The 25,960-nt window shown below is 71.0% G+C and carries 24 protein-coding genes and 3 tRNA genes; 17 read left to right on the top strand and 10 right to left on the bottom strand.

Annotation, left to right across the window (positions count from 1 at the left end; genetic code table 11):
* The first annotated feature begins 92 nt into the window (after window positions 1-92).
* The 4 genes from ACFYNX_RS19785 (at window position 93) to ACFYNX_RS19800 (ending at window position 2,596) form a co-directional block, all read left to right on the top strand.
* The gene (locus ACFYNX_RS19785) at window positions 93-656 is read left to right on the top strand and encodes a DUF3566 domain-containing protein (RefSeq protein WP_125661582.1); all 564 of its coding nucleotides are present in this window, start codon (window positions 93-95) and stop codon (window positions 654-656) included.
* Between the two features lie 100 nt (window positions 657-756).
* A tRNA-Ile gene (locus ACFYNX_RS19790) sits at window positions 757-830 on the top strand.
* A 169-nt stretch (window positions 831-999) separates the two neighbouring features.
* Window positions 1,000-1,134: a DLW-39 family protein gene (locus ACFYNX_RS19795; protein ID WP_003958712.1), complete on the top strand. Its 135-nt coding sequence runs from the start codon at window positions 1,000-1,002 to the stop codon at window positions 1,132-1,134.
* Between the two features lie 160 nt (window positions 1,135-1,294).
* Complete coding sequence (locus tag ACFYNX_RS19800) at window positions 1,295-2,596, top strand: hypothetical protein (RefSeq protein WP_388662876.1); 1,302 nt, start codon at window positions 1,295-1,297, stop codon at window positions 2,594-2,596.
* A 12-nt stretch (window positions 2,597-2,608) separates the two neighbouring features.
* Here the strand turns inward: ACFYNX_RS19800 and ACFYNX_RS19805 are convergent, their stop codons facing one another.
* On the bottom strand, window positions 2,609-3,997 hold the full coding sequence (locus ACFYNX_RS19805) for a protein kinase (RefSeq protein ID WP_388662878.1): 1,389 nt from the start codon (window positions 3,995-3,997) through the stop codon (window positions 2,609-2,611).
* 61 nt (window positions 3,998-4,058) lie between these two features.
* Window positions 4,059-4,607 carry a DNA-binding protein gene (locus ACFYNX_RS19810; protein WP_365539774.1) on the bottom strand — a complete coding sequence of 183 codons (549 nt, stop codon included), beginning with the start codon at window positions 4,605-4,607 and terminating at the stop codon, window positions 4,059-4,061.
* Window positions 4,608-4,736: 129 nt separating this feature from the next.
* Between ACFYNX_RS19810 and ACFYNX_RS19815 the strand changes: the two genes are divergently transcribed.
* The 4 genes from ACFYNX_RS19815 (at window position 4,737) to ACFYNX_RS19830 (ending at window position 8,018) form a co-directional block, all read left to right on the top strand.
* Window positions 4,737-4,809 (top strand) — tRNA-Ala (locus ACFYNX_RS19815).
* Between the two features lie 216 nt (window positions 4,810-5,025).
* On the top strand, window positions 5,026-6,120 hold the full coding sequence (locus ACFYNX_RS19820) for an acyltransferase family protein (RefSeq protein WP_388663403.1): 1,095 nt from the start codon (window positions 5,026-5,028) through the stop codon (window positions 6,118-6,120).
* Between the two features lie 97 nt (window positions 6,121-6,217).
* Window positions 6,218-7,495, top strand: coding sequence for an MFS transporter (locus ACFYNX_RS19825; RefSeq protein WP_388662881.1), 1,278 nt, complete (start codon window positions 6,218-6,220; stop codon window positions 7,493-7,495).
* A gap of 145 nt (window positions 7,496-7,640) precedes the next feature.
* A complete protein-coding gene (locus tag ACFYNX_RS19830; RefSeq protein ID WP_388662883.1) occupies window positions 7,641-8,018 on the top strand; it encodes a DUF6344 domain-containing protein in 378 nt (125 codons plus the stop codon).
* A gap of 223 nt (window positions 8,019-8,241) precedes the next feature.
* On the opposite strand, the gene ACFYNX_RS19835 is transcribed toward ACFYNX_RS19830, so the two are convergent.
* A complete protein-coding gene (locus ACFYNX_RS19835) occupies window positions 8,242-8,955 on the bottom strand; it encodes a DUF5324 family protein (RefSeq protein ID WP_365539771.1) in 714 nt (237 codons plus the stop codon).
* A gap of 172 nt (window positions 8,956-9,127) precedes the next feature.
* On the opposite strand from ACFYNX_RS19835, the gene ACFYNX_RS19840 reads away from it, so the two are divergent.
* Window positions 9,128-9,655 carry a peptidylprolyl isomerase gene (locus ACFYNX_RS19840; protein WP_388662885.1) on the top strand — a complete coding sequence of 176 codons (528 nt, stop codon included), beginning with the start codon at window positions 9,128-9,130 and terminating at the stop codon, window positions 9,653-9,655.
* Window positions 9,656-9,676: 21 nt separating this feature from the next.
* Window positions 9,677-10,543: a rhomboid family intramembrane serine protease gene (locus tag ACFYNX_RS19845; RefSeq protein ID WP_388662887.1), complete on the top strand. Its 867-nt coding sequence runs from the start codon at window positions 9,677-9,679 to the stop codon at window positions 10,541-10,543.
* Between the two features lie 315 nt (window positions 10,544-10,858).
* On the opposite strand, the gene crgA is transcribed toward ACFYNX_RS19845, so the two are convergent.
* The gene (gene crgA / locus ACFYNX_RS19850) at window positions 10,859-11,113 is read right to left on the bottom strand and encodes a cell division protein CrgA (protein WP_125661612.1); all 255 of its coding nucleotides are present in this window, start codon (window positions 11,111-11,113) and stop codon (window positions 10,859-10,861) included.
* 140 nt (window positions 11,114-11,253) lie between these two features.
* Between crgA and ACFYNX_RS19855 the strand changes: the two genes are divergently transcribed.
* The 5 genes from ACFYNX_RS19855 (at window position 11,254) to ACFYNX_RS19875 (ending at window position 15,095) form a co-directional block, all read left to right on the top strand.
* The gene (locus tag ACFYNX_RS19855; RefSeq protein WP_388662889.1) at window positions 11,254-12,021 is read left to right on the top strand and encodes a DUF881 domain-containing protein; all 768 of its coding nucleotides are present in this window, start codon (window positions 11,254-11,256) and stop codon (window positions 12,019-12,021) included.
* A 122-nt stretch (window positions 12,022-12,143) separates the two neighbouring features.
* The gene (locus ACFYNX_RS19860) at window positions 12,144-12,305 is read left to right on the top strand and encodes a hypothetical protein (protein WP_185893351.1); all 162 of its coding nucleotides are present in this window, start codon (window positions 12,144-12,146) and stop codon (window positions 12,303-12,305) included.
* Complete coding sequence (locus tag ACFYNX_RS19865) at window positions 12,302-12,940, top strand: aminodeoxychorismate/anthranilate synthase component II (protein ID WP_125661615.1); 639 nt, start codon at window positions 12,302-12,304, stop codon at window positions 12,938-12,940. Before ACFYNX_RS19860 ends, ACFYNX_RS19865 begins: the two co-directional genes overlap by 4 nt.
* The gene (locus ACFYNX_RS19870) at window positions 12,937-14,379 is read left to right on the top strand and encodes a class E sortase (RefSeq protein ID WP_388662892.1); all 1,443 of its coding nucleotides are present in this window, start codon (window positions 12,937-12,939) and stop codon (window positions 14,377-14,379) included. Before ACFYNX_RS19865 ends, ACFYNX_RS19870 begins: the two co-directional genes overlap by 4 nt.
* Window positions 14,380-14,417: 38 nt before the next feature.
* Window positions 14,418-15,095, top strand: coding sequence for a class E sortase (locus tag ACFYNX_RS19875; protein WP_388662894.1), 678 nt, complete (start codon window positions 14,418-14,420; stop codon window positions 15,093-15,095).
* 84 nt (window positions 15,096-15,179) lie between these two features.
* On the opposite strand, the gene pknB is transcribed toward ACFYNX_RS19875, so the two are convergent.
* The 6 genes from pknB to ACFYNX_RS19905 all read right to left on the bottom strand — a co-directional run bounded on the left by pknB (window position 15,180) and on the right by ACFYNX_RS19905 (window position 23,372).
* A complete protein-coding gene (pknB, locus tag ACFYNX_RS19880; RefSeq protein WP_388662896.1) occupies window positions 15,180-17,219 on the bottom strand; it encodes a Stk1 family PASTA domain-containing Ser/Thr kinase in 2,040 nt (679 codons plus the stop codon).
* 167 nt (window positions 17,220-17,386) lie between these two features.
* Complete coding sequence (locus ACFYNX_RS19885; protein ID WP_365539764.1) at window positions 17,387-18,853, bottom strand: penicillin-binding transpeptidase domain-containing protein; 1,467 nt, start codon at window positions 18,851-18,853, stop codon at window positions 17,387-17,389.
* Entirely contained in the window at window positions 18,850-20,292 is a 1,443-nt protein-coding gene (locus ACFYNX_RS19890) for an FtsW/RodA/SpoVE family cell cycle protein (protein ID WP_125661630.1), read from the bottom strand. Before ACFYNX_RS19890 ends, ACFYNX_RS19885 begins: the two co-directional genes overlap by 4 nt.
* Window positions 20,293-20,319: 27 nt before the next feature.
* Window positions 20,320-21,819, bottom strand: a complete 1,500-nt coding sequence (locus ACFYNX_RS19895; protein ID WP_365539763.1) for a Stp1/IreP family PP2C-type Ser/Thr phosphatase — start codon at window positions 21,817-21,819, stop codon at window positions 20,320-20,322.
* 178 nt (window positions 21,820-21,997) lie between these two features.
* Window positions 21,998-22,522, bottom strand: coding sequence for an FHA domain-containing protein (locus ACFYNX_RS19900; RefSeq protein WP_365539762.1), 525 nt, complete (start codon window positions 22,520-22,522; stop codon window positions 21,998-22,000).
* A 10-nt stretch (window positions 22,523-22,532) separates the two neighbouring features.
* Window positions 22,533-23,372, bottom strand: coding sequence for a DUF3662 and FHA domain-containing protein (locus tag ACFYNX_RS19905; protein ID WP_125661639.1), 840 nt, complete (start codon window positions 23,370-23,372; stop codon window positions 22,533-22,535).
* 495 nt (window positions 23,373-23,867) lie between these two features.
* Between ACFYNX_RS19905 and ACFYNX_RS19910 the strand changes: the two genes are divergently transcribed.
* Window positions 23,868-23,954: transfer RNA gene (locus ACFYNX_RS19910), tRNA-Leu, on the top strand.
* Window positions 23,955-24,158: 204 nt separating this feature from the next.
* A complete protein-coding gene (locus tag ACFYNX_RS19915) occupies window positions 24,159-25,931 on the top strand; it encodes a histidine kinase (protein ID WP_365539819.1) in 1,773 nt (590 codons plus the stop codon).
* The last annotated feature ends 29 nt before the right edge of the window (window positions 25,932-25,960 follow it).

The following is a 25,960-nucleotide window of genomic DNA, read 5'->3' on the forward strand; positions in this document are numbered from 1 at the left end:
CGGGCGCCGGATCTGCGGCCGCCGGAGCTTCTTCTGCAGGTGCCGGCGCGAGCGGCGCCCGTGGTTCCGCCACGGACTCCCAGGGGGTTGCGGTGACGGACACTCGGGGGCAACAGCCCTCGTACGAGAGCTACAACGGGCCGCTGCCCGGCGAGCGCGCCGGCGGACAGCAGAGCGGTCCCTACCACCCGCCGCAGGCGTACGGCGCCCCGACGACGGGCGGCACGGCGGGCGGGAAGACCGGGGCCGTGCGCCGGCCCCGTACGGGCGCGCGCACGACGCCCCGGACGCGCAAGGCGCGGCTGCGGGTGGCCAAGGCCGATCCGTGGTCGGTGATGAAGGTGAGCTTCCTGCTCTCCATCGCGCTCGGCGTCTGCACGGTCGTGGCCGCGGCCGTGCTGTGGATGGTCATGGACGCCATGGGCGTCTTCTCGACGGTCGGCGGGACGATCAGCGAGGCCACGGGCTCGAACGAGTCCAACGGCTTCGACCTTCAGTCGTTCCTGTCGCTGCCGCGGGTGCTGATGTTCACCTCGGTGATCGCGGTGATCGACGTGGTCCTGATGACCGCCCTGGCGACGCTCGGCGCGTTCATCTACAACCTGTCCGCCGGTTTCGTGGGCGGTGTCGAGCTGACGCTGGCCGAGGACGAGTAGGCCCGTGGGGGGGCCGGTCCGGGAACGGATTTTGGGACTGGCCCCCACGTGCGCTAATCTTCAGGAGTCAGCGCGCGGGACACACACCGCAAAGCGCGGCGGGGCTATAGCTCAGTTGGTTAGAGCGCATCCCTGATAAGGATGAGGCCACAGGTTCAAATCCTGTTAGCCCCACATTTCCGATCGACCCGGACGGTTCCTCCGCCCGGGTCGATTTCGTTTCTCCCGGGGTGAATCCCGGACCACGTGGGTTTGAACCTCGCACAGGTCACCGATCGGTATCGGTCGATGTGTAGAGTGGGCGTCAGAAGTCTCCTACGTCAACGAAAGACGAGGTCGCGCGGTGAAGAAGCTTCTCCTGGTCGCACTGGCCGCCATCGGCGGGCTCCTCGTGTACCGCCAGATCCAGGCGGATCGCGCCGAGCAGGATCTGTGGACGGAGGCGACCGACTCCGTGCCCGCAGGTTCGGGTGTCTGAGACGAAGAACGTCTGTGGGTGAAGCCCCGGCCGCGCGCGAGCGCGACCGGGGCTTCGCTCTGTCCGCACCTTGTTCGTGGTTTGCCCGGGCGAATAGGTTGCTTGCTCAAGCGAAGAGAAAGCCGCGGGGAAGCGATGGGGAAGCGATGAGGGGGAGCGCGTGAGGAAGCGGGCCGGCACCGGCAGGAGGGCGGGGGCCCTGATCGCGGCCGTCGCGGCGGTGGGAACGGTGGCGGGATCGCCCGCCCGGGCCCGGGCCGCCGACGGGGAGGCCCTCCCCCCGTACACCTTCGACTCCGCCGCCCAGCCGGTCCGGGGCGCCCTCTCCAGCTCGGACGCGCGGCCGTTGGAGGCCGGGCAGGCCTACCGCGACACGCTCGGGAAGAACGGCAGGGTCTACTACCGGGTCGCCCTCGACAACCAGCGGAACACGTACGTCTCCGTCGTCGCCGTCCCCAGGCCCGGCGGCACGGTCGACCACGGCGACGGCTTCCAGGTCAGCATCCAGGACGACTCCGGCACCGAGTGCGGCGACCAGCGGGTGAGCTTCTCCTCGGCCCGGTACGCCCGCCCCCTCGCCGCGTACGCCCGCCGGGTCGTGAACCCGGACAGTTCCGGTTGCCAGGAGCCGGGCAACTACTACGTGGTCGTCGAGCGCACCACGAAGGAGGGCTCCGACCCGGCCGACTGGGACCTGGAGATCCGGCACCTGTCCGAGCCGCTCCTGAAGAAGGCCGGGCCGACCGGGATCCCGGAGGCCTGGCCGTCCGCCACGCCCGCGCCCCTGACGGGCGACCCGAAGCGCCGGCAGGGCGGTTCGGGGGTCCACGACGCCGCCTCGCTGACGCGGGGCGAGTGGCGGTCCGACATCCGGCCCGGACAGACCCTCTTCTACCGGGTCCCCCTCGACTGGGGACAGCAGCTCTTCGCCACCGCCGAACTGGGCAGCAGCGCCACGGGCGACGCCTACGTCTCCAGCGCGCTCGTGCTCTCCCTCGACAACCCGGCGCTCGGCCACGTCGACGACGAGACCCTCGGCTACAGCGGGAAGCAGGCGACGCTGGCGCTCGGTCCGCAGCGGCCGGTGGCGCACGAGAACCGCACCTCGTACAACGAGGCCACGAGCGGGATGCGGTTCGCCGGCTGGTACTACCTGTCGGCCACGCTCAGCCCGGAGATCGCCAAGGAGTACGGGGACGGGCCGGTGCCGCTGACGCTGCGGGTGAACGTCCTGAACGCGGCGAAGGGCGAACCCGGCTACGACGGGGACCCCGGCCCGTTCGCCGTGACCCCCGACGACCGGAAGGCGGCCGAGAAGGGGGCCAGCGGGGCACAGACGGCCGCGGCGGCGGAGCGCGGCGACTCCATGCGGCTGGTCGCCGCGGCCGGGATCGGCACCGGGACGGTGCTGCTGCTCGGCCTCGGCGCGTGGACGCTGGTGGCGCGGCGGCGGGCGGCCTGACCCCCCGGTCCCTCAGATCTGGGTGAGGGCCCAGAAGCCGACGGCGAGGCAGACGAGCGCGAGCAGGAGCACCGGGACCGCGACCTTCGGGGGCGGTCCCGGCCGGCGTGCGGGGGTGGGGACGGCCGAGGGAGCCGTCACCGGCTGTGGGGGCCCGTAGGGGCCGGCTTGGTAGGGGTGTGGGTGGGGCGTGGCGTAGGGATTCGCGAAGGCCTGCCCGTACGGGGTTCCCGGAGCCGGGGTCGGGGGCGCCACCGGCGGCGGCAGGTGGAAGCTGCCCGTCTCGGAGGGGTGGGGCGGGACGGGGTGCACGGGGCCGGCGGGCCGCTCCTGCGGCGGTACGGGGGCGGGGGCGCCCTGCGGGGAGGCCGGTGAGGTGGTGGTGGTCGCGGCGGGGCGCCGGCCGTCCTGCGCCGTACGGGATGCGGGATCAGCGGTACTTGTGGTGTTTGTGGTGCTCGTGCCACCAGTGGTGCTCGTGGTGCCTGTGCTGCCCGTGTTGCCGGTGGGTTTCGCGGGCCGCTCCGGGCCCTCGGGGCCGAAACCGGGCGGCAGGGGACCGAGTTGGTCGAAGATCTCGACCGGCTCCTCGTCGGCGGCCGGTTCGGGCAGCAGCTCGACGGCGGCGCTCAGCGCCTTGCGCGCCCCCGTGGCCGTCCGGAAGCGGGCCTGCGGGTCGGGCTGGAGCAGCCCCGCGAGCACCTGCCACAGGGGCTCGGACATGCCCTCGGGGGCGCTCGGGGTGCCGTGCGCGAGGAAGTGCCCGACCAGGGCCTCGGAGTCCGGCTTGCGGCCCTGGAGCAGATAGAGCGCGACCAGGCCGACGGCGAACAGGTCGGCGGTGAAGTCGGGTTCGGCGCCGAGGAGCTGCTCGGGCGCGAAGTAGCCGGGCGTCCCCACGACGTAGTTCGTCTCCGTGAGCCGGGGTTCGCCCTTGCGCATGGAGATGCCGAAGTCGGAGAGGCGCAGGTGCGGCCGGCCGGTCCCGGTGACGTCGAGGAGGATGTTGGCCGGCTTGATGTCCCGGTGGACGACCCCCTCGGCGTGCACCGCGGCCAGGCCCGAGAGCAGTTGGTCGAGCAGGACGCAGACGAAGCGGGGCGGCAGCGGGCCGTAGTCCCCGATGACGTGGGCCAGGGAGCCGCCGGCCACCAGGTCCATGGTGAAGAGGACCTTGTCGTCGTCGGCGGCCCAACTGGCCGGGGCGAGGACGTGCGGGTGATCGATCCGCAGCGCCTGCTCGCGGACGAAGCGGAGCAGGGTGTGGGCGTCGCTCTGCAGGAGCACCTTGGCCGCCACGTAGCGGCGGCGCCGGTGGTCCCAGGCCCGCCACACCGCGCCCGCCCCGCCCCGTCCGATCGGGTCGACCAGCTCGTACCGCCCGGCGAAGACCTCACCCATCGCGCTGCGCCCGCTCCCCGTCGCTTCGTCTCTCCCCGGGTCCGGCCGGCCGCCGGATCCGTCAGTTCTGGTGCGACTCGTAGTGGGCGACCGCCTCGGCGGTGCGCCCGGCGCCGTACACCCGGAGGAACTCTGCCAGCTCCGGGTGGGCCGGGGCGAGCGAGTCGGCGGCGTCGATGATGTCGCCCGCGGCCGCGACGGAGCGCAGCAGGGACTGGATCTCGCGGACGACCCGGCGCACGGTCGGGGCGCCGGAGACGGTGCCGGTCTGACCGGAGCCGGTGAGGACGGAGCCGCCCTGCGACTTCTTGACCTCCTCCATCCGGTCCGTGGCCTCGGCGGCGCTGACGCTGCCGTCGGCGACCTGCACGGCGAGCTCCTGGAGGGCCTGGACGCGCTGGACGACGGCCGGATTGCCGATCTTCGCCCGCTGGCCGCTCATCAACTGGGACAGCATGGGCGCGGAGAGCCCGAGCACGGCCGCGAGCCTGGCCTGGTTGAGCCCGAGGTCGTCGATCAGGCGACGGAAGAGCGCCCCCAGCGGCTCCCCGTACCAACTGCGCTGAAGCTCTCTGGCTCTGGCCGTGGCTTCCTGCTGCGCTGCGTCCATTACTTCTCCCCATCCCTGCGGTTCGCCACTGCGAACCTCGGTCAGCATCCTACGGAGCGTGGTCGCCGACCGGGAGCCCCAATCCTTTTGCCGGAGATGGGGGGTGACCCGGTACGCTGTTCTCGTTCCGGGGCCTTAGCTCAGTTGGTAGAGCGCTGTCTTTGCATGGCAGATGTCAGGGGTTCGACTCCCCTAGGCTCCACTCCCCGAACGGCCCCCCGGTCACTCCACGTGGCACGGGGGGCCTTTCCGTGTCGCGCTGGGTAGTTGCACGGGAGGTGAGGGGCGTATCACGCAAATCGAATGTTGTACGGAGTCTGTGAGCCACTTATGCTCGCTCCGCCGAGCCGACACCCCACGGGACCCAGGGGCGCCTCCGGCCGCATACCTAGGTGGGGATCTTCGAGTGTTGAACCAGATGCAGTACGCGCTGCCCTCGACCCGCATACCGGCCCAGCCCACGTCCGGGACGACCCTCGAAGCGAAGCGCCCCGGGCGTCTCTACGCACTCGACGGGCTCCGGCTGGGGGCCGCGCTCATGGTGGTCATGTACCACTACATGGCGCGCGGCGGAGGGTGGCCGACGCCGGTCAAGGCGATCTTTCCCGACGCCTTCCGAATATCGGCCTACGGCTACCTCGGCGTGCAGCTCTTCTTCGTCATCAGCGGCTTCGTCATCTGCATGAGCGCCTGGGACCGACCGGTGAAGGCCTTCTTCGTCTCCCGCGTCGTGCGTCTCTACCCGGCCTACTGGTTCGCGGTCGTCGCCACGACCGTCACCGTGGCCGTGATCCCCGGCGGGCGCCGGCACCTCCCCTGGAACGACGTCCTCACCAACCTGACGATGCTCCAGCAGCCGCTCAGGGTCGCGCACGTCGACCCCGTCTACTGGACGCTCTTCACCGAGCTCCGCTTCTACCTGATCTTCGCGCTGGTCGCCTGGTGGGGCCTGACCTACAAGCGGGTCCTGCTCTTCTGCTGCGTCTGGGGCGCGGCCACGCTCCTCGTCGCCAAGGCGCCGCCCGGGCCGCTGCGGCTGCTGCTGATCCCCGAATACAGTTGGTTCTTCATCGCCGGCATGGCGTTCTACCTGATGTACCGGTTCCGTCCGAACCTGATGCTCTTCGGCATCGTCGGGATCTCCTTCTGCGCCTCGCTCGCCCCCACCATCGAGGAGTTCAAGCGGCTCACCTTCCTCGGTGACCGCCCCGCGTGGCCCGTGACCGCCGTCCTCGCCGTCTTCTTCGGCATCATGGCGCTCATCGCGACCGGCAAGCTCTCGGGCATCAAGTGGAAGTGGCTGCCGATCGCGGGCGCGCTGACCTACCCCCTGTACCTGCTGCACCAGATCATCGGCTGGGAGGTCATCGGCTACTTCGCGCCGCGGGGCGTGGACCCGTGGGTGCTGGTCGGCTCGCTGACCGCCGGGATGCTGGTGTTCTCGTACCTGGTGCACAAGATCGTCGAGAAGCCGCTCAGCCGGTACCTCAAGCGCGGCCTCACCCAGCTCTGACGTCGGGGGCGGCTCCCGGGCCGCCCCGAAGTGGCCCGCCTTCCGGGGGCCCCAGTGGACCAGGGGAAGCGGGCCACCCGGTCCTAGCGTCGTGTTCATGTCGCACACCTCCCCGGGGGCCGCGCGGACGCCCCGCGCGCTGCTGCACGCCCAGCTCGTCAACGCCGTGGGCGACGGGGCCTTCTACGTCTCCTCGGCGCTCTACTTCACGCGGATCGTCGGGCTCTCCGCGCCGCAGATCGGCGCCGGGCTCGCGGTCGCCTGGGCCGTCGGGTCGCTCGCCGGGGTGCCGCTGGGGCACCTGGCCGACCGGCGGGGGCCGCGCGGAACCGCCGTCCTGCTCGCCCTGGCCACCGCCGTGTCCGTCGCGTCCTTCCTCGCCCTGCGCTCCTTCGTGCCGTTCCTCTGCGCGGCCGTCGCGTACGCCACGGCGCAGAGCGGTCTCGCCGCGGCGCGGCAGGCCCTGCTCGCCGGGCTCGTCGCACCGGCCGCGCGGACGCGGGTGCTCGCCCGGCTCCAGGCCGCCCTCAACGGCGGGCTCGCCGTGGGGGCCGCGCTCGGCGGGCTCGCGCTGCACGCCGGGACGCGGAGCGCGTACCTCTCCGTGTTCGCGCTGGACGCCGTCGCGTTCCTGGGCTGCGCGCTGATCCTGGGCAGGCTGCCCGCGGTGGCGCCCACCGCCGGGCCTGCGGGCGGCGGGCCGGGGCTCGCGGTGCTGCGGGACCGGCCGTACGCGCTCCTCGCCCTCCTGAACGCCCTGATGCTGCTGCGGATGCCGCTCCTCAGCCTCGCCCTGCCGCTGTGGATCGTGGAGCGGACGGCGGCGCCCGGGTGGACCGTGTCGGCCCTCTTCGTCCTCAACACCGGGGTGGTGACGCTCTTTCAGGTCCGCGCCGCCCGGTCCGTGACGGACCTCGCCACGGCGGCGCGGGCGGTGCGGTGGTCGGGGGCGGTCATGTGCGCCGCGTGCGCGGTCTTCGCGCTGTCGGGAGCGGTGTCGGAGGCGCTGTCGGGAGGGTCGCCGGGATCGCTGCCGGGATCGTCGCCGGAGTTCGGCCGTGGCGCCGGGGCAGGGGCGGTGGGGGCCGCGGTGGCGGTGCTCGTCCTCGGGGCCGTGCTCCAAGTCCTCGCCGAGATGCGGCACTCCGCGGGCGCGTGGCAGATCGGCTTCGCGCTGGCCCCCGCCGACCGGATCGGCCAGTACCAGGGCTTCTACGGCACCGGCGTCCCCGTCGCCCGCACCCTCGGGCCCCTGCTCGTCACCACGCTGCTCATCGGCTGGGGGATGCCCGGGTGGCTGCTCCTGGGCGGGGTCTTCCTGGTCGCGGGGGCGGCGACCAGGCCCGCCGTGCGGTGGGCGGAGGCCGCCCGCTGATCCGTACGAGTGGTGTTCATCCGAAGAACTGCGCGCGGGCGGCGTCGCTCCGTGCCATTCCGGGGCGCGACCACATCATGAGGAAGGTATGTAAAGCGCGCAACCCGAAATGAACCATTCGAGAACGTCACGAAAGTGAGGGGTCATGGCCACCGCCAAGGTCAAGCAGTTCTGGGCCGCCTTCATCTCCGTCCTCTTCGCCCTGCTCGCCTCCGTCGGCCTGGCGGGCACCGCCGCCGCGGCCCAGCAGCCCGCCGTGCGGCAGCCCGAGGAGCCTTCCGCTCCCGCCGCCACGACCGCCCCCGCCGTCACCGGGGAGCGGGCACCCGCCTCCGTACCGGCACAGCGGGCCCACCGGTGGCCGGTCGCCGGGGACCGTTCCCTGCCGCCCACCATCAAGCAGCGCATCGCCGCCGAGGCCCACGGTTCCTCCCCCACCGCGCGCCGGCGCTCGTCCGCGCCCGCCACCGCCGAGAGCGACCCGCTCGCGCTGACGGAGTCGGCGCTCGCCGCGTCGGCGTAGGGCACGGGGACCACGACGTGCACACCCCGTACCTCGCGCACTCCCCGCGCGCCCCGTACCTCGCGCACTCCCCGCACGGTGAACCGCCGCTCGTGACGACCTCGTACCACCCGGCAGGGCCCGGCAGTACGGCGTCGGCCCCGGCGGGGTCGGAAACCGCCCCACCGGAGCCGACAGGATCCGGTACCGCGCCGCAGAGCCCGGCAGGGCCCCGCGTGAGGGGTCAGAGGCCCTCTTCGCGCCGCTTGGCGGCCTCCGTGGCGTCCAGTTCCGCGGCCTCGGCCTGCGCCTCGGTCTCCTTGGCCTCCACCTCGGGGTCGAGAACGGCCCCACTGCCGTCGACGGACGTCAGTACGGTGACCTCCTCGTCCACCTCCGTGGCGGCGGGCGGTTCGACCAGCCAGTCGGGGTTGGACTGCTTGTCCCACCACTTCCAGGCGGCGTAGACGCCGCCGGCCAGCACACCGAGGACGACGAGTCCCTTGGTGACGCGCCCGGCCCTGGCCCGGCGCTCGTGCTTCCTCACGATCTTCTGGATGTCCTTCGGCGTCACCTGACCGCGCAGCGCGGCCCAGGCGGCCGTGGAACGCGCACCGGCCTCCTCCAGGACCGGACCGGTCGCGGCGACCGCGCTCTCGACGCGCGGAGCGGTGTAGTCGGCTGCCTGACGGGCGGCCCGGCGGGTCTTGACCGCCGCACGGTGTGCGGCCGCGTCGACCCCCGGCGGTACCCGCGGTGCGACGTACGAGTCGTACTGCACACGAGCCTGCTTGGCGGCCTTGGAGAGCTTGGGCGCGATGATCTCCCGCGCCTCGTGCGCGTAGTGCGTGGCGTGGTCCCTGGCCGTCTCGGCGTAGGGAGCCACCGCGTCGGCGGCGTGCAGGACGCTCTCCTTCGCCGAACCTGTGGCGGCGCGCACGCTGTCCATGCGGGTCACGGGATTCCTCCTCCTCGGTGGCGATGTCAGGTTTTCGCCTTTCCATCCTCTTCGGAATCATGCCCGTCGGAGCGAGGTCCGGCATGTGGGGCTGGCATCCGGGGCATGCGAGGATCGTTCACTGCAGAGTCAGGCGTGGGACGACGCGCCCCGATGTGGACGGAAGGCGACCGTGGCCGAGCAGTTGTACGCGATCCTCAAGACGAGCCTGGGCGACATCGAGGTGCGGCTGATGCCGTTCCACGCGCCGAAGACGGTCCGCAACTTCGTCGAACTCGCGACCGGCGGGCGCGAGTGGACCCACCCCGCCACCGGCGCGGTCTCCGAGGACGCGCTCTACGACGGGACGGTCTTCCACCGGGTCATCAAGGACTTCATGATCCAGGGCGGCGACCCGCTGGGCGACGGCACCGGCGACCCCGGCTACTCCTTCGCCGACGAGTTCCACCCGGAGCTCTTCTTCGACCGGCCCTACCTCCTCGCCATGGCCAACGCCGGCCCCGGGACCAACGGCTCGCAGTTCTTCATCACCGTCGCCCCCGCGACCTGGCTCAACCGCAAGCACACGATCTTCGGCGAGGTCGTGGACAAGGAGAGCCGGAAGGTCGTGGACGCGATCGCGGGGACCGCGACCGATCCGCACACCGAGCGTCCGCTCCGGGACGTGGTCCTCGAGTCCGTGGTGATCGAGAAGCGCTGAGCCGGAAGGGACGGGACCCCCATGGACGCTCAGCCCGGTCTGCCGCGCTGTTACCGCCACCCGGAGACCGAGACCGGCATCCGCTGCGTCCGCTGCGACAGACCCGTCTGTCCGCGGTGCATGGTCTCCGCCTCCGTCGGCTTCCAGTGCCCCGACTGCGTGCGCGGCGGCTCGGGGACCGGCCACGCCCCCGAAGCCAACCGGCCCCGCACGCTCGCGGGCGGCCGGACGGCCGAGGACGAACGATTCGTCACCAAGATCGTCATCGCGGTCAACCTGGCGCTCTTCCTCGCCGTCCAGGTGGTGGGCGACCGGCTCGTCGACGCCCTGGCGCTCATCGGGTACGCGCGCCTGTCGTCGTCCGGCGAGCTGGTCGGGGTCGCGGACGGCGAGTGGTACCGGCTGCTGACCGCCGCCTTCCTCCACCAGGAGATCCCGCACTTCCTCTTCAACATGCTGGGACTCTGGGTGATCGGCGGGATCGTCGAACCCGAACTGGGCCGGATCCGGTACGCGGCCCTGGTCCTGCTCTCCGGGCTCTCCGGCTCGGCCCTCGCCTACCTGCTCTCCCCGCAGAACCAGTTCTCGCTCGGCGCCTCCGGGATCGTCTTCGGCCTGATCGGCGCCTGGGCCGTGCTCACCCGTCGCCGGCGGTACGACATGCGGCCGGTCGTCCTCTTCGTGGCGCTGTCCCTCTTGTTCACCTTCACCCGTCCGGGGATCTCCTGGGAGGCCCACATCGGCGGTCTGGTCGGCGGCGCCCTGGTGACGTACGGGCTGGTGCACGCCCCCCGGGCCCGCCGGAACCTGGTGCAGTACACAACCTGTGGACTGGTTCTCCTGCTCGACCTGGGGATCGTGCTCTTCCGCTCGGCCGCGCTCGCCTGAGCGGACAGGGCTGTGGATGAGCTTCCGGGATAGCTTTCCCCAGAGTTATCCACAGCGTGGGACAGGCTCTGCCCGCTTCGTGTGAAAAGAACGCGCCCCTCACCTCTGACCTGGGGATTTCCCCGGGAGGTGAGGGGCGCGACGCGTCGTGCCGACGAGAGACGCGGTCATACCGGCGTCAACATCGTGAGAGTTATCCACAGATCTTCTTAAGTTATCCAGTGCTGTGCACAACGCTGTGGATAAACTCAGGGGAGAGCTTGACGGACACCCGGGACGGACGCTAGGCCACCGCTGCGGACGGCCGGACCGCCGTTACTTCCACTGCGTGGAGACGCCGAAACCGGCCGCGATGAAGCCGAAGCCCACCACGATGTTCCAGTTGCGGATCGACTCGACCGGCATGGAGCCGTCGGTGACGTAGAAGACCACGATCCACACCAGCCCGACGGCGAACAGGGCCAGCATCACCGGCGCCACCCAGCTCCGGTTGGTCAGCTTGATGTTGGTGGCCTGCTTGGCGGGCGGAGGCGTGAAGTCGGCCTTCTTGCGGATACGTGACTTCGGCACGAGGGACTCTCCTGTCGATGCGCTGCGTGACCGCGCAGGGAACTGTGGCTGGCGCCGGGATGTGACGAAGGAGGACGTCTGCGTCCCCCAGGCGTCCGTTAGCGTAGTGGTTCCGCGGCACCGAAGGGGATCAGGGTACGTTGAGCAATTCCGCCGGCACTCCCGAAGGGCCGGGCCGCACCGCGAGGTGGCGCCCCGTCCGGCTGCTCACCCTTGCCGTCTTCGCCCTCGCCGGACTGATCTTCGTCACGAGCTTCAACACCGCCAAGGGCACCAACCTCCGCACGGACGCCTCCCTCCTCAAGCTCTCCGACCTGATCGAGGAACGCAGCCACAAGAACGCCGGACTCGACGAGTCCGCCGCCGCCCTCCGCTCCCAGGTGGACTCCCTCGCCGCCCGCGACGACGGCTCCACGCGCGCGGAGGACGAGAAGCTCGAAGCGCTGGAGGAGGCGGCCGGCACCGCCGAGGTCTCCGGCTCCGGCCTCACCGTCACCCTCGACGACGCCCCGCCGAACACCCGTGCCGCCCCCGGCTACCCCGAGCCGCAGGCCAACGACCTGGTCATCCACCAGCAGGACCTCCAGGCCGTCGTCAACGCGCTGTGGCAGGGCGGCGCCGAGGGCATCCGGGTCATGGACCAGCGGCTGATCTCCACCAGCGCCGTGCGCTGCGTCGGCAACACCCTGATCCTCCAGGGCCGCGTCTACTCGCCGCCGTACAAGATCACCGCCGTGGGTGACCGGGGACGGCTGAGCCGGGCGCTGGCCGACTCCCCGGCGATCCGGAACTACCAGCTCTACGTCAAGGCGTACGGGCTCGGCTGGAAGGTCGACGAGCACAAGGCGGTGACCCTCCCCGGCTACGCGGGCACGGTGGACCTCCACTACGCGAAGCCGGTGGGCTGACCGGATCCCGCCCGCCGGCCGTGGACGGGATCCGTCGTCCACAGGCTTTGGACAGCGGCCCCCTTCCGGCCCCCTCGCCCCGTACTCTGGTCCCGTAACGAACGGAAGGGGCGGTCGACGTCATGTACGGCTGGATCTGGCGGCATCTGCCTGGCAACGCGGGGGTGCGGGCGCTGATCTCGATCGTGCTGGTCCTCGCGATCGTCTACGTCCTCTTCCAGTACGTGTTCCCCTGGGCGGAGCCGCTGCTTCCGTTCAACGATGTGACGGTGGACGGCCAGTGAGCGCGCGAATTCTCGTCGTCGACAACTACGACAGCTTCGTCTTCAACCTCGTTCAGTACCTCTACCAGCTCGGCGCCGAGTGCGAAGTCCTCCGCAACGACGAGGTCGAGCTGAGCCACGCCCAGGACGGCTTCGACGGCGTCCTCCTGTCGCCCGGGCCCGGCGCGCCCGAGCAGGCCGGGGTCTGCGTCGACATGGTCCGGCACTGCGCGGAGACCGGCGTCCCCGTCTTCGGCGTCTGCCTCGGCATGCAGTCGATGGCCGTGGCGTACGGCGGCGTCGTCGACCGCGCGCCCGAGCTGCTGCACGGCAAGACCTCGCTCGTCACGCACGGGGGCCGGGGCGTCTTCACCGGCCTGCCCTCGCCGTTCACCGCGACCCGCTACCACTCGCTGGCCGCCGAGCCCGCCGCCCTGCCCGCCGAGCTCGAAGTCACCGCGCGGACCGAGGACGGCATCATCATGGGCCTGCGCCACCGCGAACTCCCGGTCGAGGGAGTGCAGTTCCACCCCGAGTCCGTCCTCACCGAGCACGGCCACCTGATGCTCGCCAACTGGCTGGAAGAGTGCGGGGACAAGGGGGCGGTCGACCGGTCGGCGGGCCTCGCGCCGGTGGTGGGCAAGGCCGTCGCGTGACGGAGGGCTCGCCGTGGTTCCGGACGACGCACGAGCCGAGGCAGGAGCCGAGACCGGAGAACGGGCACGAGCCCGGGGGCGGGTACGAGCCCGGGGACGGGTACGAGCCGGGGGACGGGCGCGCGCCGGGCGGCGCGTCCGGATCGGGCGGCTCGTACGGGCCGAGGGGCGGGTACGTACCGGGGAACGGGTACGCACCGGAGGCGGAGGAGCCGCGCGCGGCTTCCGGTCCGTACGCGCCCACCGAGCCGTACGCCCCCGCCGCGGACCCGTACGCGCAGGCCGGCCCGTACGCGCCCGCCGCCGATCCGTACGCGCGCCCGGAGCCGTACGAGCGCCCGGAGACGTACGCCCCCGCCGAGCCGCAGGCCCCCGCCGATCCGTACACACCGGACAATTCCTACGCTCCGGCCCGGCCGTACCCGTACGAGCAGCCCGCCGCCCGGGGAAACGGCTCCCCCGAGGGCCCCTACGAGCCCCCCTACGGGCCGTACGGCGTCGCGCGGGCCCCGGGGCGCCGGTCCGACGAGACGGCGGTCCTGCCGCCCGTCGAGGACCTCTCGGGGCCCTCCGAGCCTTCTGAGCCCTCCGAGTCTTCCGAGGCGGGTCCGGAGCGGGCTCCCGGCCCCGGGCGGGCCGAGCGGCGTCGTGCCGCCGCCAAGGGCGGCCGGGGGAAGAGCCGCAGGGGCGGCCCGCCCGCCGCCGCGGCGACACCGGCCGCGCCCCTCTCCCGGGTCGAGGCCCGGCGCGCCGCCCGCGAGGCCAAGGACAGCGTCGGTGTCGTCGCCAGCCGGATCGTCGGCGAACTCTTCATCACCCTCGGCGTCGTCATGCTGCTCTTCGTCACCTACCAGTTGTGGTGGACGAACGTCCTCGCCGGCCAGGAGACGAACCAGGCCAAGGAACGGATCGAGAACACCTGGGCCAGGGGCGAGGGCGAGCCGGACGCCTTCGAGCCCGGCGAGGGCTTCGCCATCATGTACATCCCGAAGCTGGACGTCGTCGTCCCCATCGCCGAGGGCATCGACAAGACCAAGGTCCTCGACAAGGGCATGGTCGGCCACTACGCCGAGGGCACCCTCAAGACCGCCATGCCCTCCGACGAGCAGGGCAACTTCGCGGTCGCCGGCCACCGCAACACGCACGGCGAGCCCTTCCGGTACATCAACCGGCTGAAGCCCGGCGACCCGATCGTCGTCGAGACCCGGAACGCGTACTACACGTACGAGATGGCGAGCATCCTGCCGCAGACCTCGCCCTCCAACGTGTCCGTGATCGGCCCCGTCCCGAAGGGTTCGGGCTTCACCGAGCCCGGCCGGTACATCACGCTGACCACGTGCACGCCCGAATTCACCAGCACGTACCGCATGATCGTCTGGGGCAGGCTCCTGGAGGAGCGCCCGCGCAGCAAGGGGAAGCCCGAAGCGCTCGTAGGCTGAGACCCCACACCTCCGGACGGGACGACGGGACGACCTAAGTGGCACGAGCGCGCAACCGGATCGCCGGGATCATCAGTGTCTTCGGCGAACTCCTCATCACGGCGGGCCTGGTGCTCGGCCTCTTCGTCGTCTACTCGCTGTGGTGGACCAACGTCCTCGCCGACCGGGCCGCCGACCAGGACGGCGCCCAGGTCCGCGACCACTGGGCCGACGACGCCCCGGGCGCGCTCGACACCCGCGACGGCATCGGCTTCCTGCACGTGCCGGCGATGGGCGACGACGAGGTCCTGGTGAAGCGGGGCACCGACCCCTCCGTCCTCAACAACGGCGTGGCCGGGTACTACACCGACCCGATCAAGGCCGCGCTCCCGCAGGAGAAGCAGGGCAACTTCACGCTGGCCGCGCACCGGGACGGGCACGGGGCGAAGTTCCACAACATCCACAAATTGAAGACCGGCGACGCGATCGTCTTCGAGTCCAAGGACACCTGGTACGTCTACAAGGTCTACAAGACCCTGCCCGAGACCACGAAGTACAACGTGGACGTCCTCCAGCCCGTCCCGAAGGAGTCCGGCAGGACCGGGCCCGGCCGCTACATCACGCTGACCACCTGCACGCCCATGTACACCTCGGACTACCGGTACGTCGTCTGGGGCGAACTGGAGCGCACGGAACGGGTCGACCGCGACCGGACGCCCCCGGCGGAGCTGCGCTGACCCGTTCCCGCCCGCGGCGAACGGGAGAGCCCCGGCATCCGGTCCTCCGGATGCCGGGGCTCTCCCCTCGTACGGGGCGGGCGATCAGTCGAACCAGCCGCCGATGGCGTTGTTGTTGCCGCCGTTGCCGCCGTTGTCGCCCCCGTTGTTGTTGTCACCGGGGTTGCTGGGCACTCCGCCGCCCGCGGTGAAGACCTCCACCGTGGTGCCGGTGTTGACCGGGGTGTTCGCGCCCGGGTTGGTGGCCAGCACCAGCGCGTCCTCCTTGTCCGAACCCTTCTGGACGACCGTCAGGCCCATGCCTTCGAGCTGCGCCTTGACGTCCTTGAAGGGGCGGTTCGTGAGGCCGTCCGGGATCGTGACCTGGACCTGCTGCGGGCCCTTGGAGACCTTGAGCTTCACCTCGGAGCCCCCCGCGACCGAGGCGTTGCCCTCCGGAGACTGCTCCAGGACCTCGCCCTTCGGCTTGTCGGAGTCCACTTCCTCGGTGGTCACCACGAAGCCCAGCGCCTTCAGTTGCTGCTCGGCCTGCGCGAGCTGGTTGCCCACGACCGGGGGAACCGTGCTCAGCTTCTTCTTCGCGATGGTGATCGTCACCTCGGTGTTCTTCTCCGCCTTGGTGCCGCCGCCCGGGTTCTGGCGCAGGACGGAGCCGGGGTTCGCGTCGGACTCCTCCTCCTCGACCTTGACCTTGAAGCCCTTGTCCTCCAGGGACTTCGTGGCCCGCTCCTGGGACTGCTCCTGGACGTCCGGGACCTCCACGAGCGGCGCGCCCTCGGAGACGTACACCTTGATCGTGTCGTCGGGCTCCACCTTCGTGACGCCGTCCGCGACCGGCTCCTGGCGGCAGATGGCGCCGGTGGGCTGGTCGCAGCGCTCGGTGCCCGCCTCCTGGACCTTCAGGTTCACGTTGGCGGCGTGCTTCGTCGCGACGTCCAGCTTCTCGCCGACCAACTGCGGCACCGTGACCGGCTCCGGGCCGTCCTTCTTGTCGAAGATCGCGACGCCGATGAAGATCGCGCCGATGAGCACCAGGACGCCGGCGAGGGCCAGCAGGATCGTCGAGGTGTTCGACTTCTTCTGGCCGCCGCGACGGCGGTCCGGGCGGTCGTCGTAGCCGTAGCCGCCGTCGTTGGGGTTGACCGGCGGGAGCATGGCGGTCTGGCCGCCCGGGTCGGCCTGGCGCAGGGCCGTGGTCGGCTGGTCCTCCGGCGGGTAGCCGCCGTAGCCCCCGCCGTACGCGGGCGCGGACGCCATGCCCATCGCGGCGGCGGCCGCGACCGGCTGGCCGTCGAGGCAGGCCTCGATGTCCGCGCGCATCTCGTCGGCCGACTGGTAGCGGTAGTCGGGGTCCTTGACCAGCGCCTTGAGGACGATCGCGTCCATCTCGGGCGTGATCTCGGGGTCGAAGTTGCTCGGCGGCTGCGGCTCCTCGCGGACGTGCTGGTACGCGACCGCGACCGGGGAGTCGCCGATGAACGGGGGACGGACGGTGAGCAGCTCGTACAGCAGGCAGCCGGTGGAGTACAGGTCGGAGCGGGCGTCGACCTGCTCGCCCTTGGCCTGCTCCGGGGAGAGGTACTGGGCCGTGCCGATCACCGCGGCGGTCTGCGTCATGGTCATGCCCGCGTCGCCCATGGCGCGCGCGATGCCGAAGTCCATGACCTTGACCTGGCCGGTGCGCGTCAGCATGACGTTCGCCGGCTTGATGTCGCGGTGCACGATGCCGGCGCGGTGCGAGTACTCCAGTGCCTGGAGGATGCCGACCGTCATCTCCAGCGTGCGCTCGGGCAGCAGCTTGCGCCCGGAGTGGAGCAGCTCACGCAGGGTCGACCCGTCGACGTACTCCATCACGATGTACGGGATGGAGACCCCGTCGACGTAGTCCTCGCCGGTGTCGTAGACCGCGACGATCGCCGGATGGTTCAGCGAGGCGGCGGACTGTGCCTCACGGCGGAACCGGGCCTGGAAGGACGGGTCACGGGCCAGGTCGGCCCGCAGCGTCTTCACGGCGACGGTGCGGCCGAGCCGGGTGTCCTGGCCGAGGTACACCTCGGCCATGCCACCACGGCCGAGCACCGAGCCCAGCTCGTACCGGCCGCCGAGGCGACGCGGCTCTTCCATAGCTAATCCAGCCCTCTCCGTCTGTCCCGACCGCACCCATGGGTGGTCCGGCGGTGTGTGCTGTTCGCGCATACGCTACCGGCCCCGGGAAGGCGTTCCGCCCGGGGCCGGTAGCTGATACCCGACCGGTACCTGGCCCGTGCCGGACCGGGACCGGGTGGGGAAGATCAGCCCCGGGTCTTCAGGACCGCCTTCATCACGGCCTTCGCGATCGGGGCGGCCAGACCGCCACCGCTGATGTCCTCGCGGTTGGTGCCCGCCGAGTCCTCGACGATGACGGCGACCGCGACCGGGGAGCCCTCGGCGGTCTTCGCGTACGAGATGAACCAGGCGTAGGGGCGCTTGGCGTTCTTCTCGCCGTGCTGGGCCGTACCCGTCTTGCCGCCGACCTTCACGCCGTCCATCTTCAGGTCGGCGTTGCCGCCGGTGCCCTCGGTGACGACGTTCTCCATCATCTGCTGGAGCTTCTGGGCGGTCTCCTGCGAGACCGGGCGGCTCATCTCCTCCGGCTCGTTCTGCTTGATCAGGTCGAGGTTGGGAGCGCGGAGCTGGTCGATCATGTACGGCTTCATCAGCTTGCCGTCGTTGGCGATCGCCGCCGTGACCATCGCCATCTGGAGCGGGGTGGTCGCGGTGTTGAACTGGCCGATGGAGGAGAGCGCGTTGCCGCCGCGGTCGGCCTTCTTGTCGTAGACGGAGGCGGCGGAGCGGACCGGGGTGAACTGCTCGGCGTTGAAACCGAACTTCTCGGCCATCTCGACCATCTTGTCGCGGCCGACGTCGTCGCCGAGCTTCGCGAAGACCGAGTTGCAGGAGATCTCCAGCGCCCGGTTCAGGCTGGCGTTCGCGCAGCCGCTGGCGTGGTTGACCATCTCCTTGTTGGAGAGCGGGATCTTCCAGCCCTCGGGGGTCTTGGTCGGCGCGTTGATGTCGCTGACCTTGCCGTTCTCCAGCGCGGCGGCGGCGGTGACGACCTTGAAGACGGAACCGGGCGGGTAGATCTCGCGGAGCGCCCGGTTCAGCTTCGGCTTGTTCTTGTCCTTCTCCAGCGCGACCCAGGCCTTCTCGTCCTTGCCGGAGTAGCCGGCGAAGGAGGAGGGGTCGTACGAGGGGGTGGAGGCCATCGCCAGGATCTTGCCGGTCTTCGGCTCGATGGCGACGACAGCGCCGGTGTTGTTGCCGAGGCCCTCGAAGGCGGCCTTCTGCGCGGCGCCGTTCAGGGTGGTGACGACGTCGCCGCCCTTCTTCTGCTCACCGGTGAACATGGCGAGGGTGCGGTCGAAGAAGAGCCGGTCGTCGTTGCCGGTGAGGATGCCGTCCTCGATCTTCTCGATCTGGTTGGCGTCGTAGGCCTGCGAGGCGTAGCCGGTGACCGGCGCCCACATGGGGCCGTCGATGTAGGTCCGCTTGTACTTGTAGTACTCGTCCTTGGAGTCGACGGAGCCGGTGATCGGCTTGCCGTCGACGATGATGTTGCCGCGCTCGTTGGCGTACCGCTCGATCCGGACGCGGGTGTTCTTCGCGTGCGTGGTCAACTCGTCGGAACGGACGAACTGCACCCAGTTGTCCCGCAGGAGCAGGGCGAGGATGAGCAGGCCGCAGAAGATCGCGACCCGCCGCAGCGGCTTGTTCACGGACGGACCACCTGGGTCATCTCGGCGTCGGGGGAGGGGGCGGGCGCGGGCGCCGGGCGCCGGGCGGTGTCGCTGATCCGGATCAGGATGCCGATCAGGGCCCAGTTGGCGATCACGGAGGAACCGCCGTACGCGAGGAACGGCATGGTCATGCCGGTGAGCGGGATGAGTCCCAGGACACCGCCGGCGACGACGAAGATCTGGAGCGCGAAGGCGCCGGAGAGGCCCATCGCGAGCAGCTTGCCGAAGGGGTCGCGGGCGGCGAGGGAGGTGCGGATGCCGCGCTCGACGATCAGTCCGTAGAGGAGCAGGAAGACCATCACACCGGTGAGGCCGAGCTCCTCGCCGACGGTGGCGAAGATGAAGTCGGAGTTGGCGGCGAAGCCGATGAGGTCGGAGTTGCCCTGGCCGAGGCCGGTGCCGAGGATGCCGCCGGAACCGAAGGACATCAGGACCTGGGTCATCTGGTCACAGGCGTACGCCATGTTGCTGCCGGCCGGCGCCGTCTTCAGGCACTCGAAGGGATCGAGCCAGGCCGCCACACGCGACTGGACGTGACTGGCGAAGGAGCTGACGGCGACCGCGCCGCCCGCTGCCATCAGCAGACCCATGACGATCCAGCTCGTCCGCTCCGTCGCCACGTACAGCATGATCACGAACATGCCGAAGAACAGCAGCGAGGTGCCGAGGTCGTTCTCGAAGACCAGGATGAGGAGGCTGACCGCCCAGATCGTCAGGATCGGGCCGAGGTCACGGCCACGGGGCAGGTAGAGCCCCATGAAACGGCGGCTGGCCAGGGCCAGGGCGTCCCGCTTCACCATCAGGTAGCCGGAGAAGAACACCGCCAGGACCAGCTTGGCGAACTCGCCGGGCTGGATCGAGAAGCCGCCGACCCGGATCCAGATCTTTGCGCCGAAGCTGTCCGTGCCGAGGCCCGGCACGAGCGGCAGCAGCAGCAGGACGAGGGCGACCACCATGGAGATGTACGTGTAGCGCTGGAGGACCCGGTGGTCCTTGAGCAGCACCAGCACGCCCACGAACATGGCGATGCCGATCGCCGAGTACATCATCTGGCTCGGGGCGTCCGGGCTGAAGCTCTTGTAGAGCCGCATCGAGGTGGCGATCAGCCGCGGCGACTGGTCAAGGCGCCAGATCAGCACCAGGCCCATGCCGTTCAGCAGGGTCGCCAGGGGCAGCAGCAGCGGGTCCGCGTACGGGGCCCACTTGCGGACCACCAGGTGCGCGACGCCCGCGAGGAGGGCGAGGCCGAGTCCGTACCCGAGCATGCCGGCCGGGACCTTGCCGTCGATGGCCAGGCCGACGTTGAGGTACGCGAACACCGGGATGACGACGGCGAACGCGAGCAGCGCCAGCTCGGTGTTGCGACGGCTCGGCGCCTCGATCGCGCCGATGGTGGTCGTGTTGGTGACAACGCTCATGGTGGTGAAAGGCCCCCCTACGGGTGCTTACTGCTTGCCGCAGTTCGAGGCCAGCTTCTGCTCCTCCCCGGTGAGGGTGGGACCCGGGGACGGAGCGGCTGTGGTGGGCTTGGAGTCGGGGGTGGCGGTGCCGTCCGGCTTCTGGGCCGGCGGCTTGCTCGCCTGGTCGGCGGCCTTCTCGGCGGCGGCGCGGCGCTGCTCGGTCTTCTTGCAGGCGGAGGCCTGCACGGCCAGCTCGGTGATCTTCGTCTCGGCCTTGCCGAGGCTGCCGCCCGCGATCGTCTCCTCGACCTGCTTCCGCTGGTAGGCGGGGAGGTACTTGAGTTCGATCTCGGGGTGGTCCTTCTCCACCTTCGACAGCGAGACCCACGCCAGGTCCTGGCTGATGCCCTGGTAGAGCGCCACGTGCTGGTCCTTGGACCCCACGAAGTACTGGGTCTGCGTCCAGCGCCAGCCGCCGTAGAGGCCGCCGCCGAGGAGCGCGAGGACCAGGACGAGGAAGAAGCCGCGCTTGAGCCACCTGCGGCCCTTGCGGGGCTTGACGAAGTCGTCTTCGGTGTACGACTCGAAGGAGCCCTCCGGGGGCATTCCGTCGTAGTCCTGGCCACCGCTGCCGCCGCCGCTGCCGGGCGGGCCGAAGCCGCCGGCCGGAGGCTGCCGGTGGGCGGCGTGGCGGCCGAGCCCGGAGGCGCGGCCGGCCGGGGTCTGCATGGCCCCGCCGTCGTTGAGCTGGGCCTGGTTCTCGGCGACCGCGCCCACGATGACCGGGGTGTCGCTGAGGTGACCGGCGAGGGTGTCGCCGCCGTCGACGTCGAGGACGTCGGCGACGATCACCGTGATGTTGTCGGGGCCGCCGCCGCGCAGGGCGAGCTGGATCAGCTCCTGCACGGTCTCCTGCGGGCCCTGGTAGCTGGCGAGGGTGTCCTCGAGGGTCTGGTGCGAGACCACGCCGGACAGGCCGTCGGAACAGATCAGGTAGCGGTCGCCGGCCCGGACCTCGCGGATGGAGAGGTCGGGCTCGACGTGGTCGCCGCTGCCGAGCGCGCGCATGAGGAGCGAGCGCTGCGGGTGGGTGGTGGCCTCTTCCTCGGTGATCCGGCCCTCGTCGACGAGCCGCTGGACCCAGGTGTGGTCCTGGGTGATCTGGGTGAGGACGCCGTCGCGGAGCAGGTAGGCGCGCGAGTCGCCGACGTGTACCAGACCGAGCCGCTGGCCGGTCCACAGGAGGGCGGTGAGCGTGGTGCCCATGCCCTCCAGTTGCGGGTCCTCCTCGACCATCATCCGCAGTTGGTCGTTGGCGCGCTGCACCGCCGTACCGAGCGAGGTGAGGATGTCGGAGCCGGGAACGTCGTCGTCGAGCGTGACGAGGGTGGAGATCACCTCGGAGGAGGCGACCTCGCCGGCGGCCTGGCCGCCCATGCCGTCGGCGATGGCGAGCAGCCGGGGCCCGGCGTAGCCGGAGTCCTCGTTGCCCTCGCGGATCATGCCCTTGTGCGAGCCCGCGGCGAATCGCAGCGACAGAGTCATGCGCACCTGCCCTGTCGACGCTGCATCGGGGTACAGCCGGTCTCGACCCACACTGCCCACCCTCCGGTCGCTCCGGTCACTTCGGTCGCTCCGGACGCTTCGGCCGGGAGCGCGGCACGTCCCGAGGCGGGGACCGTCCCGGCTCGCTCGCTCCGCTCGCGCCTCTTCATGATGTGCACTACTTCCGCAGCTCGATGACGGTCTTGCCGATGCGGATCGGCGCGCCCAGCGGAATCGGCGTGGCGGTGGTGAGGCGGGCCCGGTCGAGGTACGTGCCGTTGGTGGACCCGAGGTCCTCGACGATCCACTGGCCGTCCCGGTCGGGGTAGATCCGGGCGTGCCTGCTGGAGGCGTAGTCGTCGTCGAGGACGATCGTCGAATCGTGCGCCCGGCCCAGCGTGATCGTCTGGCCCTGGAGGGCGACGGTCGTGCCGGTGAGGGTGCCCTCGGAGACGACGAGCTTGGTCGGGGCGCCACGGCGCTGGCGGCCGCCGCCCGTGTTCTGCTGCTGGCCGCGCTGCTGCGGGGGCGCGGACGCCTGGCGCGCGGCCTGCTGGGGCCGCGCCTCCTGGCGCCGCGAACCGCGCTGGGTGACCCGCGTACCGAAGAGGTCACTGCGGATGACCTGGACGGCCACGATGACGAACAGCCACAGAACGGCCAGGAAACCCAACCGCATGACCGTCAGGGTCAGCTCTGACATTGCCCCCGCTTCACCCTTCGGCTTGCCGGTAAACGATGGTGGTGCTGCCCACGACGATCCGCGAGCCGTCGCGGAGCGTAGCGCGGGTGGTGTGCTGCCCGTCCACCACGATGCCGTTGGTGGATCCCAGATCCTGGATCGTCGAGGGCGTTCCGGTCCGGATCTCGCAGTGCCGGCGGGAGACGCCGGGATCGTCGATCCTCACGTCCGCGTCGGTGCTGCGGCCGAGGACCAGGGTCGGGCGCGAGATCTGGTGGCGGGTGCCGTTGATCTCGATCCAGCGGCGCACCTGGGTGCCCGCTCCGCCGTGGGTGGCGGGGCCGGGCATGGCGCCGGGACGGCCCGCGGCGGCCTGCGGCCGCTGGCCGGGCGCGCCGGGAGGCGGTGCAGCGGGCATGGGCGGGGCGCCGGCCGGGGGGTACCCGTAGCCGTCGCGGCCCTGCTGTCCGCCCGCGGGCGGCTGCGGCTGTGACGTACTCGACGCCAGCGTGCGGCTGCGGACGCGGTACAGGCCGGTGTCGAGGTCCTCGGCCTTCTCCAGGTGGACCTTGATCGGTCCCATGAAGGTGTACCGCTGCTGCTTGGCGTAGTCCCTGACCAGGCCGGCGAGCTCGTCGCCGAGCTGGCCGGAGTAGGGACTGAGGCGCTCGTAGTCCGGTGTGCTCAGCTCGACGATGAAGTCGTTGGGCACGACGGTCCGCTCGCGGTTCCAGATCTGCGCGTTGTTGTCGCACTCGCGCTGGAGCGCGCCGGCGATCTCGACGGGCTGGACCTCGGACTTGAAGACCTTGGCGAAGGTGCCGTTGACCAGACCTTCGAGACGCTGCTCGAAACGCTTCAGGACTCCCATGGGGCACCTCCTCCGTCGTTGTCGTCCTGGTACTGCTTACTGATCGTATCCACGCGTCGGGAAATCGGCTGGTTCCCCTTCTCTGCCCTGTGGACGAGTGTCACCTCTCACAGGTTGCCCCCACGGATCGTAGAGGCGGCCTGTGGACAGTGTCCCGCACCCGGCTGTGGAAGTGAGGGCTCGGTCCGGGGTCCGGGCGGTCCGTCCCCGTTCCTCCCTCTCCCCGGGTCCTCCTCCCCCCATCCCTTCCCGTCTTCTCCTTCCTCTTCTCCCCCTCTCCCTGCCCTCTCCCTGCCCTCTTCCTGTCCTCTCCCCGCTCTCTTCCGCTCCGCCCTACCCCCGTCCGCCCTTCTGTCACTCCCTCCCTCCGGACACCTTGGTCTCCGCGAGCGGAGCCGAAACAACGGATGTGAATCCACGGTCTGCGACGTGCTAATCTTCTGATGTCGCCAGGCGCTCCCACCGAAAAGTGAGAGGGCCCGGAGCACACCCAATGCGCGGGTGGCGGAATAGGCAGACGCGCTGGATTCAGGTTCCAGTGCCCGAAAGGGCGTGGGGGTTCAACTCCCCCCTCGCGCACCAGGAGCAACGCTCCAGCAGTATCGATGAGAAGGCCGACACCATGAAGATGGTGTCGGCCTTCTTGCTTTCCCGGCGCCCAGTGTCCCGGCGCCCGGCGTCCCGGTGTGAGGTACTCCACAGGTCGCGACCTTCGTCGTGGGCGGGTGGGACGAAAGAGGGAAGGCCGGCGGTGGGGTCCGTGCCTAGGGTGCGGGCGTGGACGCTATGTCGAAGTCGGGGGACCGGGGTTCGTACGGGATCGGGGCCGCACTCGCCGCCGGGTGGGCCTGGTTCGCGGTGCCCGGGCAGTGGTCGGGGCGCCGGACCACCGGTGAGGTGGCGCTCGCCGTGGTCGTGGCGCTGCTCGCCGCCGGGACCGAGGAACTGCTGGGCGGTGCGGGGTGGCGGCTGGCGGGGGTCGCCGCCGGTGCCGCCGTGCTGTCGCTGCTGCGGCGGCGGCTCCCCGCGGGCGTGCTCGTCCTGACGGCGGCGCTCTCCCCCTTCGTCGCCGGGTTCGGGCCGCTGCTGCTCGTGGTCGGCTGGTCGGCCGGCCGGTACATCGCGAGCGCCGGGCGGGCGCTGGCCGCGTTCATCGCCGCCTTCGTCCTCGACGTCGGGGGGACGCTCGTGGACACCTGGGACCGGCAGCGGCTCTTCACCGTCGTCTTCATGGCGACCCTCTACTACCTGGGGACCATCCTGGCCCCCGCCCTCGCCCACCGTTACTGGACCCAGCGGCGGACCCTGCTGCACGCGCTCCAGGAGCGCAACGCCCAACTGCTGCGCGAGCGGACCATGGTGGTCTGGCAGGCACGGCTGCGGGAGCGCCAGCGCATCGCCCAGGACATGCACGACAGCCTCGGGCACCAACTGGCCCTGATCGCCGTGCACACGGGAGCCCTGGAGGTGGACCGGGAGCTGAGCGAGCGGCAGCGCGAGGTGGTCGGCGTCCTGCGGAACGCCTCGGTGACCGCGATGCACGAGCTGAGGGAGGTCGTCGGGATACTCCGCGACGGCGTCGGTCCGGCCGGCGGGCAGGCGGCGGCGCCCGCGCCCGCGGGGGACGAGACGGGGCGGGCGGCCCGGGGGATCGCCGGCATCGAAGGGCTGGTGGCGGCGGCCCGGGCGGCCGGCACCGAGGTGGGGCTGCGGCGTTCGGGGGAGGAGCGTCCGCTCGCGCCGGCGGCCGACCACGCCGCGTACAGGATCGTGCAGGAGGCCCTGACCAACGCCTACAAGTACGCGCCGGGGGCGCCGATCGGCGTCGAACTCCGCTACGAGCCTGACGCCTTCGTGGTCGAGGTCGTCAACGAGGAGCCGGTGGGCGGGCCCGGTGAGGACGTGGTGAGCGGCGGGCAGGGGCTGACCGGCCTCGTCGAGCGGGCCCGGCTGGTGGGCGGCATGTGTCACGCGGGGCCGGCCGACGGCGGCGGGTTCCGGGTGGCCGGGATGCTGCCGTACGGGGCGGCGCCGGTCGCGGAGGCGGTGCCTTTGGTCGACGCGGCCGACGACTTCCGGCAGCAGACCACGAAGCCGCTGGTGGGTGATGGTCGTCCGGTCGTGGTCGGACCGGCCGACTGGACTTTCACCGAGCGGGAGTTGGCGATGGCGATGCGTGGGGGCAGGGGCACGGGCAGAGGGGTCGCGCTGGGGTGCGGGATCGCGTTCGCGGCGCTCGTCCTGCTCCTGGTGGCGGGGGGCTTCGGCCTCTACTTCCTGGTGGGTTCGCTGGAGAAGGGGATGATCGACCCCGCGGAGTACGAGGCGGTGAAGATCGGGGCGAGCGAGAAGGAGGTCCGCGACCGACTGCCCTCGGGCGACTCGATAGCCACGGTGGGCCTCCAGGGTTCGGGGCCCGCGCAGCCGGAAGGGGCCGAGTGCCTGGTGCTGTTGTCCTCGGAGACGGGCGAGGACTGGAACGAGGAGCCCGTTTTCCGGTTCTGCTTCAAGGACGGCAAGCTGATCGAGAAGAAGTCGTACACGGCCGAGCAGCGGTAGCGCGGCCGCTCGTACCGGAGCCGTGGGGG

The sequence above is a fragment of the Streptomyces sp. NPDC007872 genome (genome assembly GCF_042868165.1).
Taxonomy (GTDB): Bacteria; Actinomycetota; Actinomycetes; order Streptomycetales; family Streptomycetaceae; genus Streptomyces.

What these genes read in the sequence shown, in the direction of transcription:
- ACFYNX_RS19900 (WP_365539762.1), bottom strand. Translation starts at nt 22,522, where the DNA reads ATGTCAGAGCTGACCCTGACGGTCATGCGGTTGGGTTTCCTGGCCGTT.
- ACFYNX_RS19895 (WP_365539763.1), bottom strand. Translation starts at nt 21,819, where the DNA reads ATGACTCTGTCGCTGCGATTCGCCGCGGGCTCGCACAAGGGCATGATC.
- ACFYNX_RS19890 (WP_125661630.1), bottom strand. Translation starts at nt 20,292, where the DNA reads ATGAGCGTTGTCACCAACACGACCACCATCGGCGCGATCGAGGCGCCG.
- ACFYNX_RS19810 (WP_365539774.1), bottom strand. Translation starts at nt 4,607, where the DNA reads ATGGACGCAGCGCAGCAGGAAGCCACGGCCAGAGCCAGAGAGCTTCAG.
- ACFYNX_RS19860 (WP_185893351.1), top strand. Translation starts at nt 12,144, where the DNA reads ATGTACGGCTGGATCTGGCGGCATCTGCCTGGCAACGCGGGGGTGCGG.
- ACFYNX_RS19845 (WP_388662887.1), top strand. Translation starts at nt 9,677, where the DNA reads ATGGACGCTCAGCCCGGTCTGCCGCGCTGTTACCGCCACCCGGAGACC.
- ACFYNX_RS19915 (WP_365539819.1), top strand. Translation starts at nt 24,159, where the DNA reads ATGTCGAAGTCGGGGGACCGGGGTTCGTACGGGATCGGGGCCGCACTC.
- ACFYNX_RS19905 (WP_125661639.1), bottom strand. Translation starts at nt 23,372, where the DNA reads ATGGGAGTCCTGAAGCGTTTCGAGCAGCGTCTCGAAGGTCTGGTCAAC.
- pknB (WP_388662896.1), bottom strand. Translation starts at nt 17,219, where the DNA reads ATGGAAGAGCCGCGTCGCCTCGGCGGCCGGTACGAGCTGGGCTCGGTG.
- ACFYNX_RS19830 (WP_388662883.1), top strand. Translation starts at nt 7,641, where the DNA reads ATGGCCACCGCCAAGGTCAAGCAGTTCTGGGCCGCCTTCATCTCCGTC.
- ACFYNX_RS19805 (WP_388662878.1), bottom strand. Translation starts at nt 3,997, where the DNA reads ATGGGTGAGGTCTTCGCCGGGCGGTACGAGCTGGTCGACCCGATCGGA.
- ACFYNX_RS19820 (WP_388663403.1), top strand. Translation starts at nt 5,026, where the DNA reads ATGCAGTACGCGCTGCCCTCGACCCGCATACCGGCCCAGCCCACGTCC.
- ACFYNX_RS19825 (WP_388662881.1), top strand. Translation starts at nt 6,218, where the DNA reads ATGTCGCACACCTCCCCGGGGGCCGCGCGGACGCCCCGCGCGCTGCTG.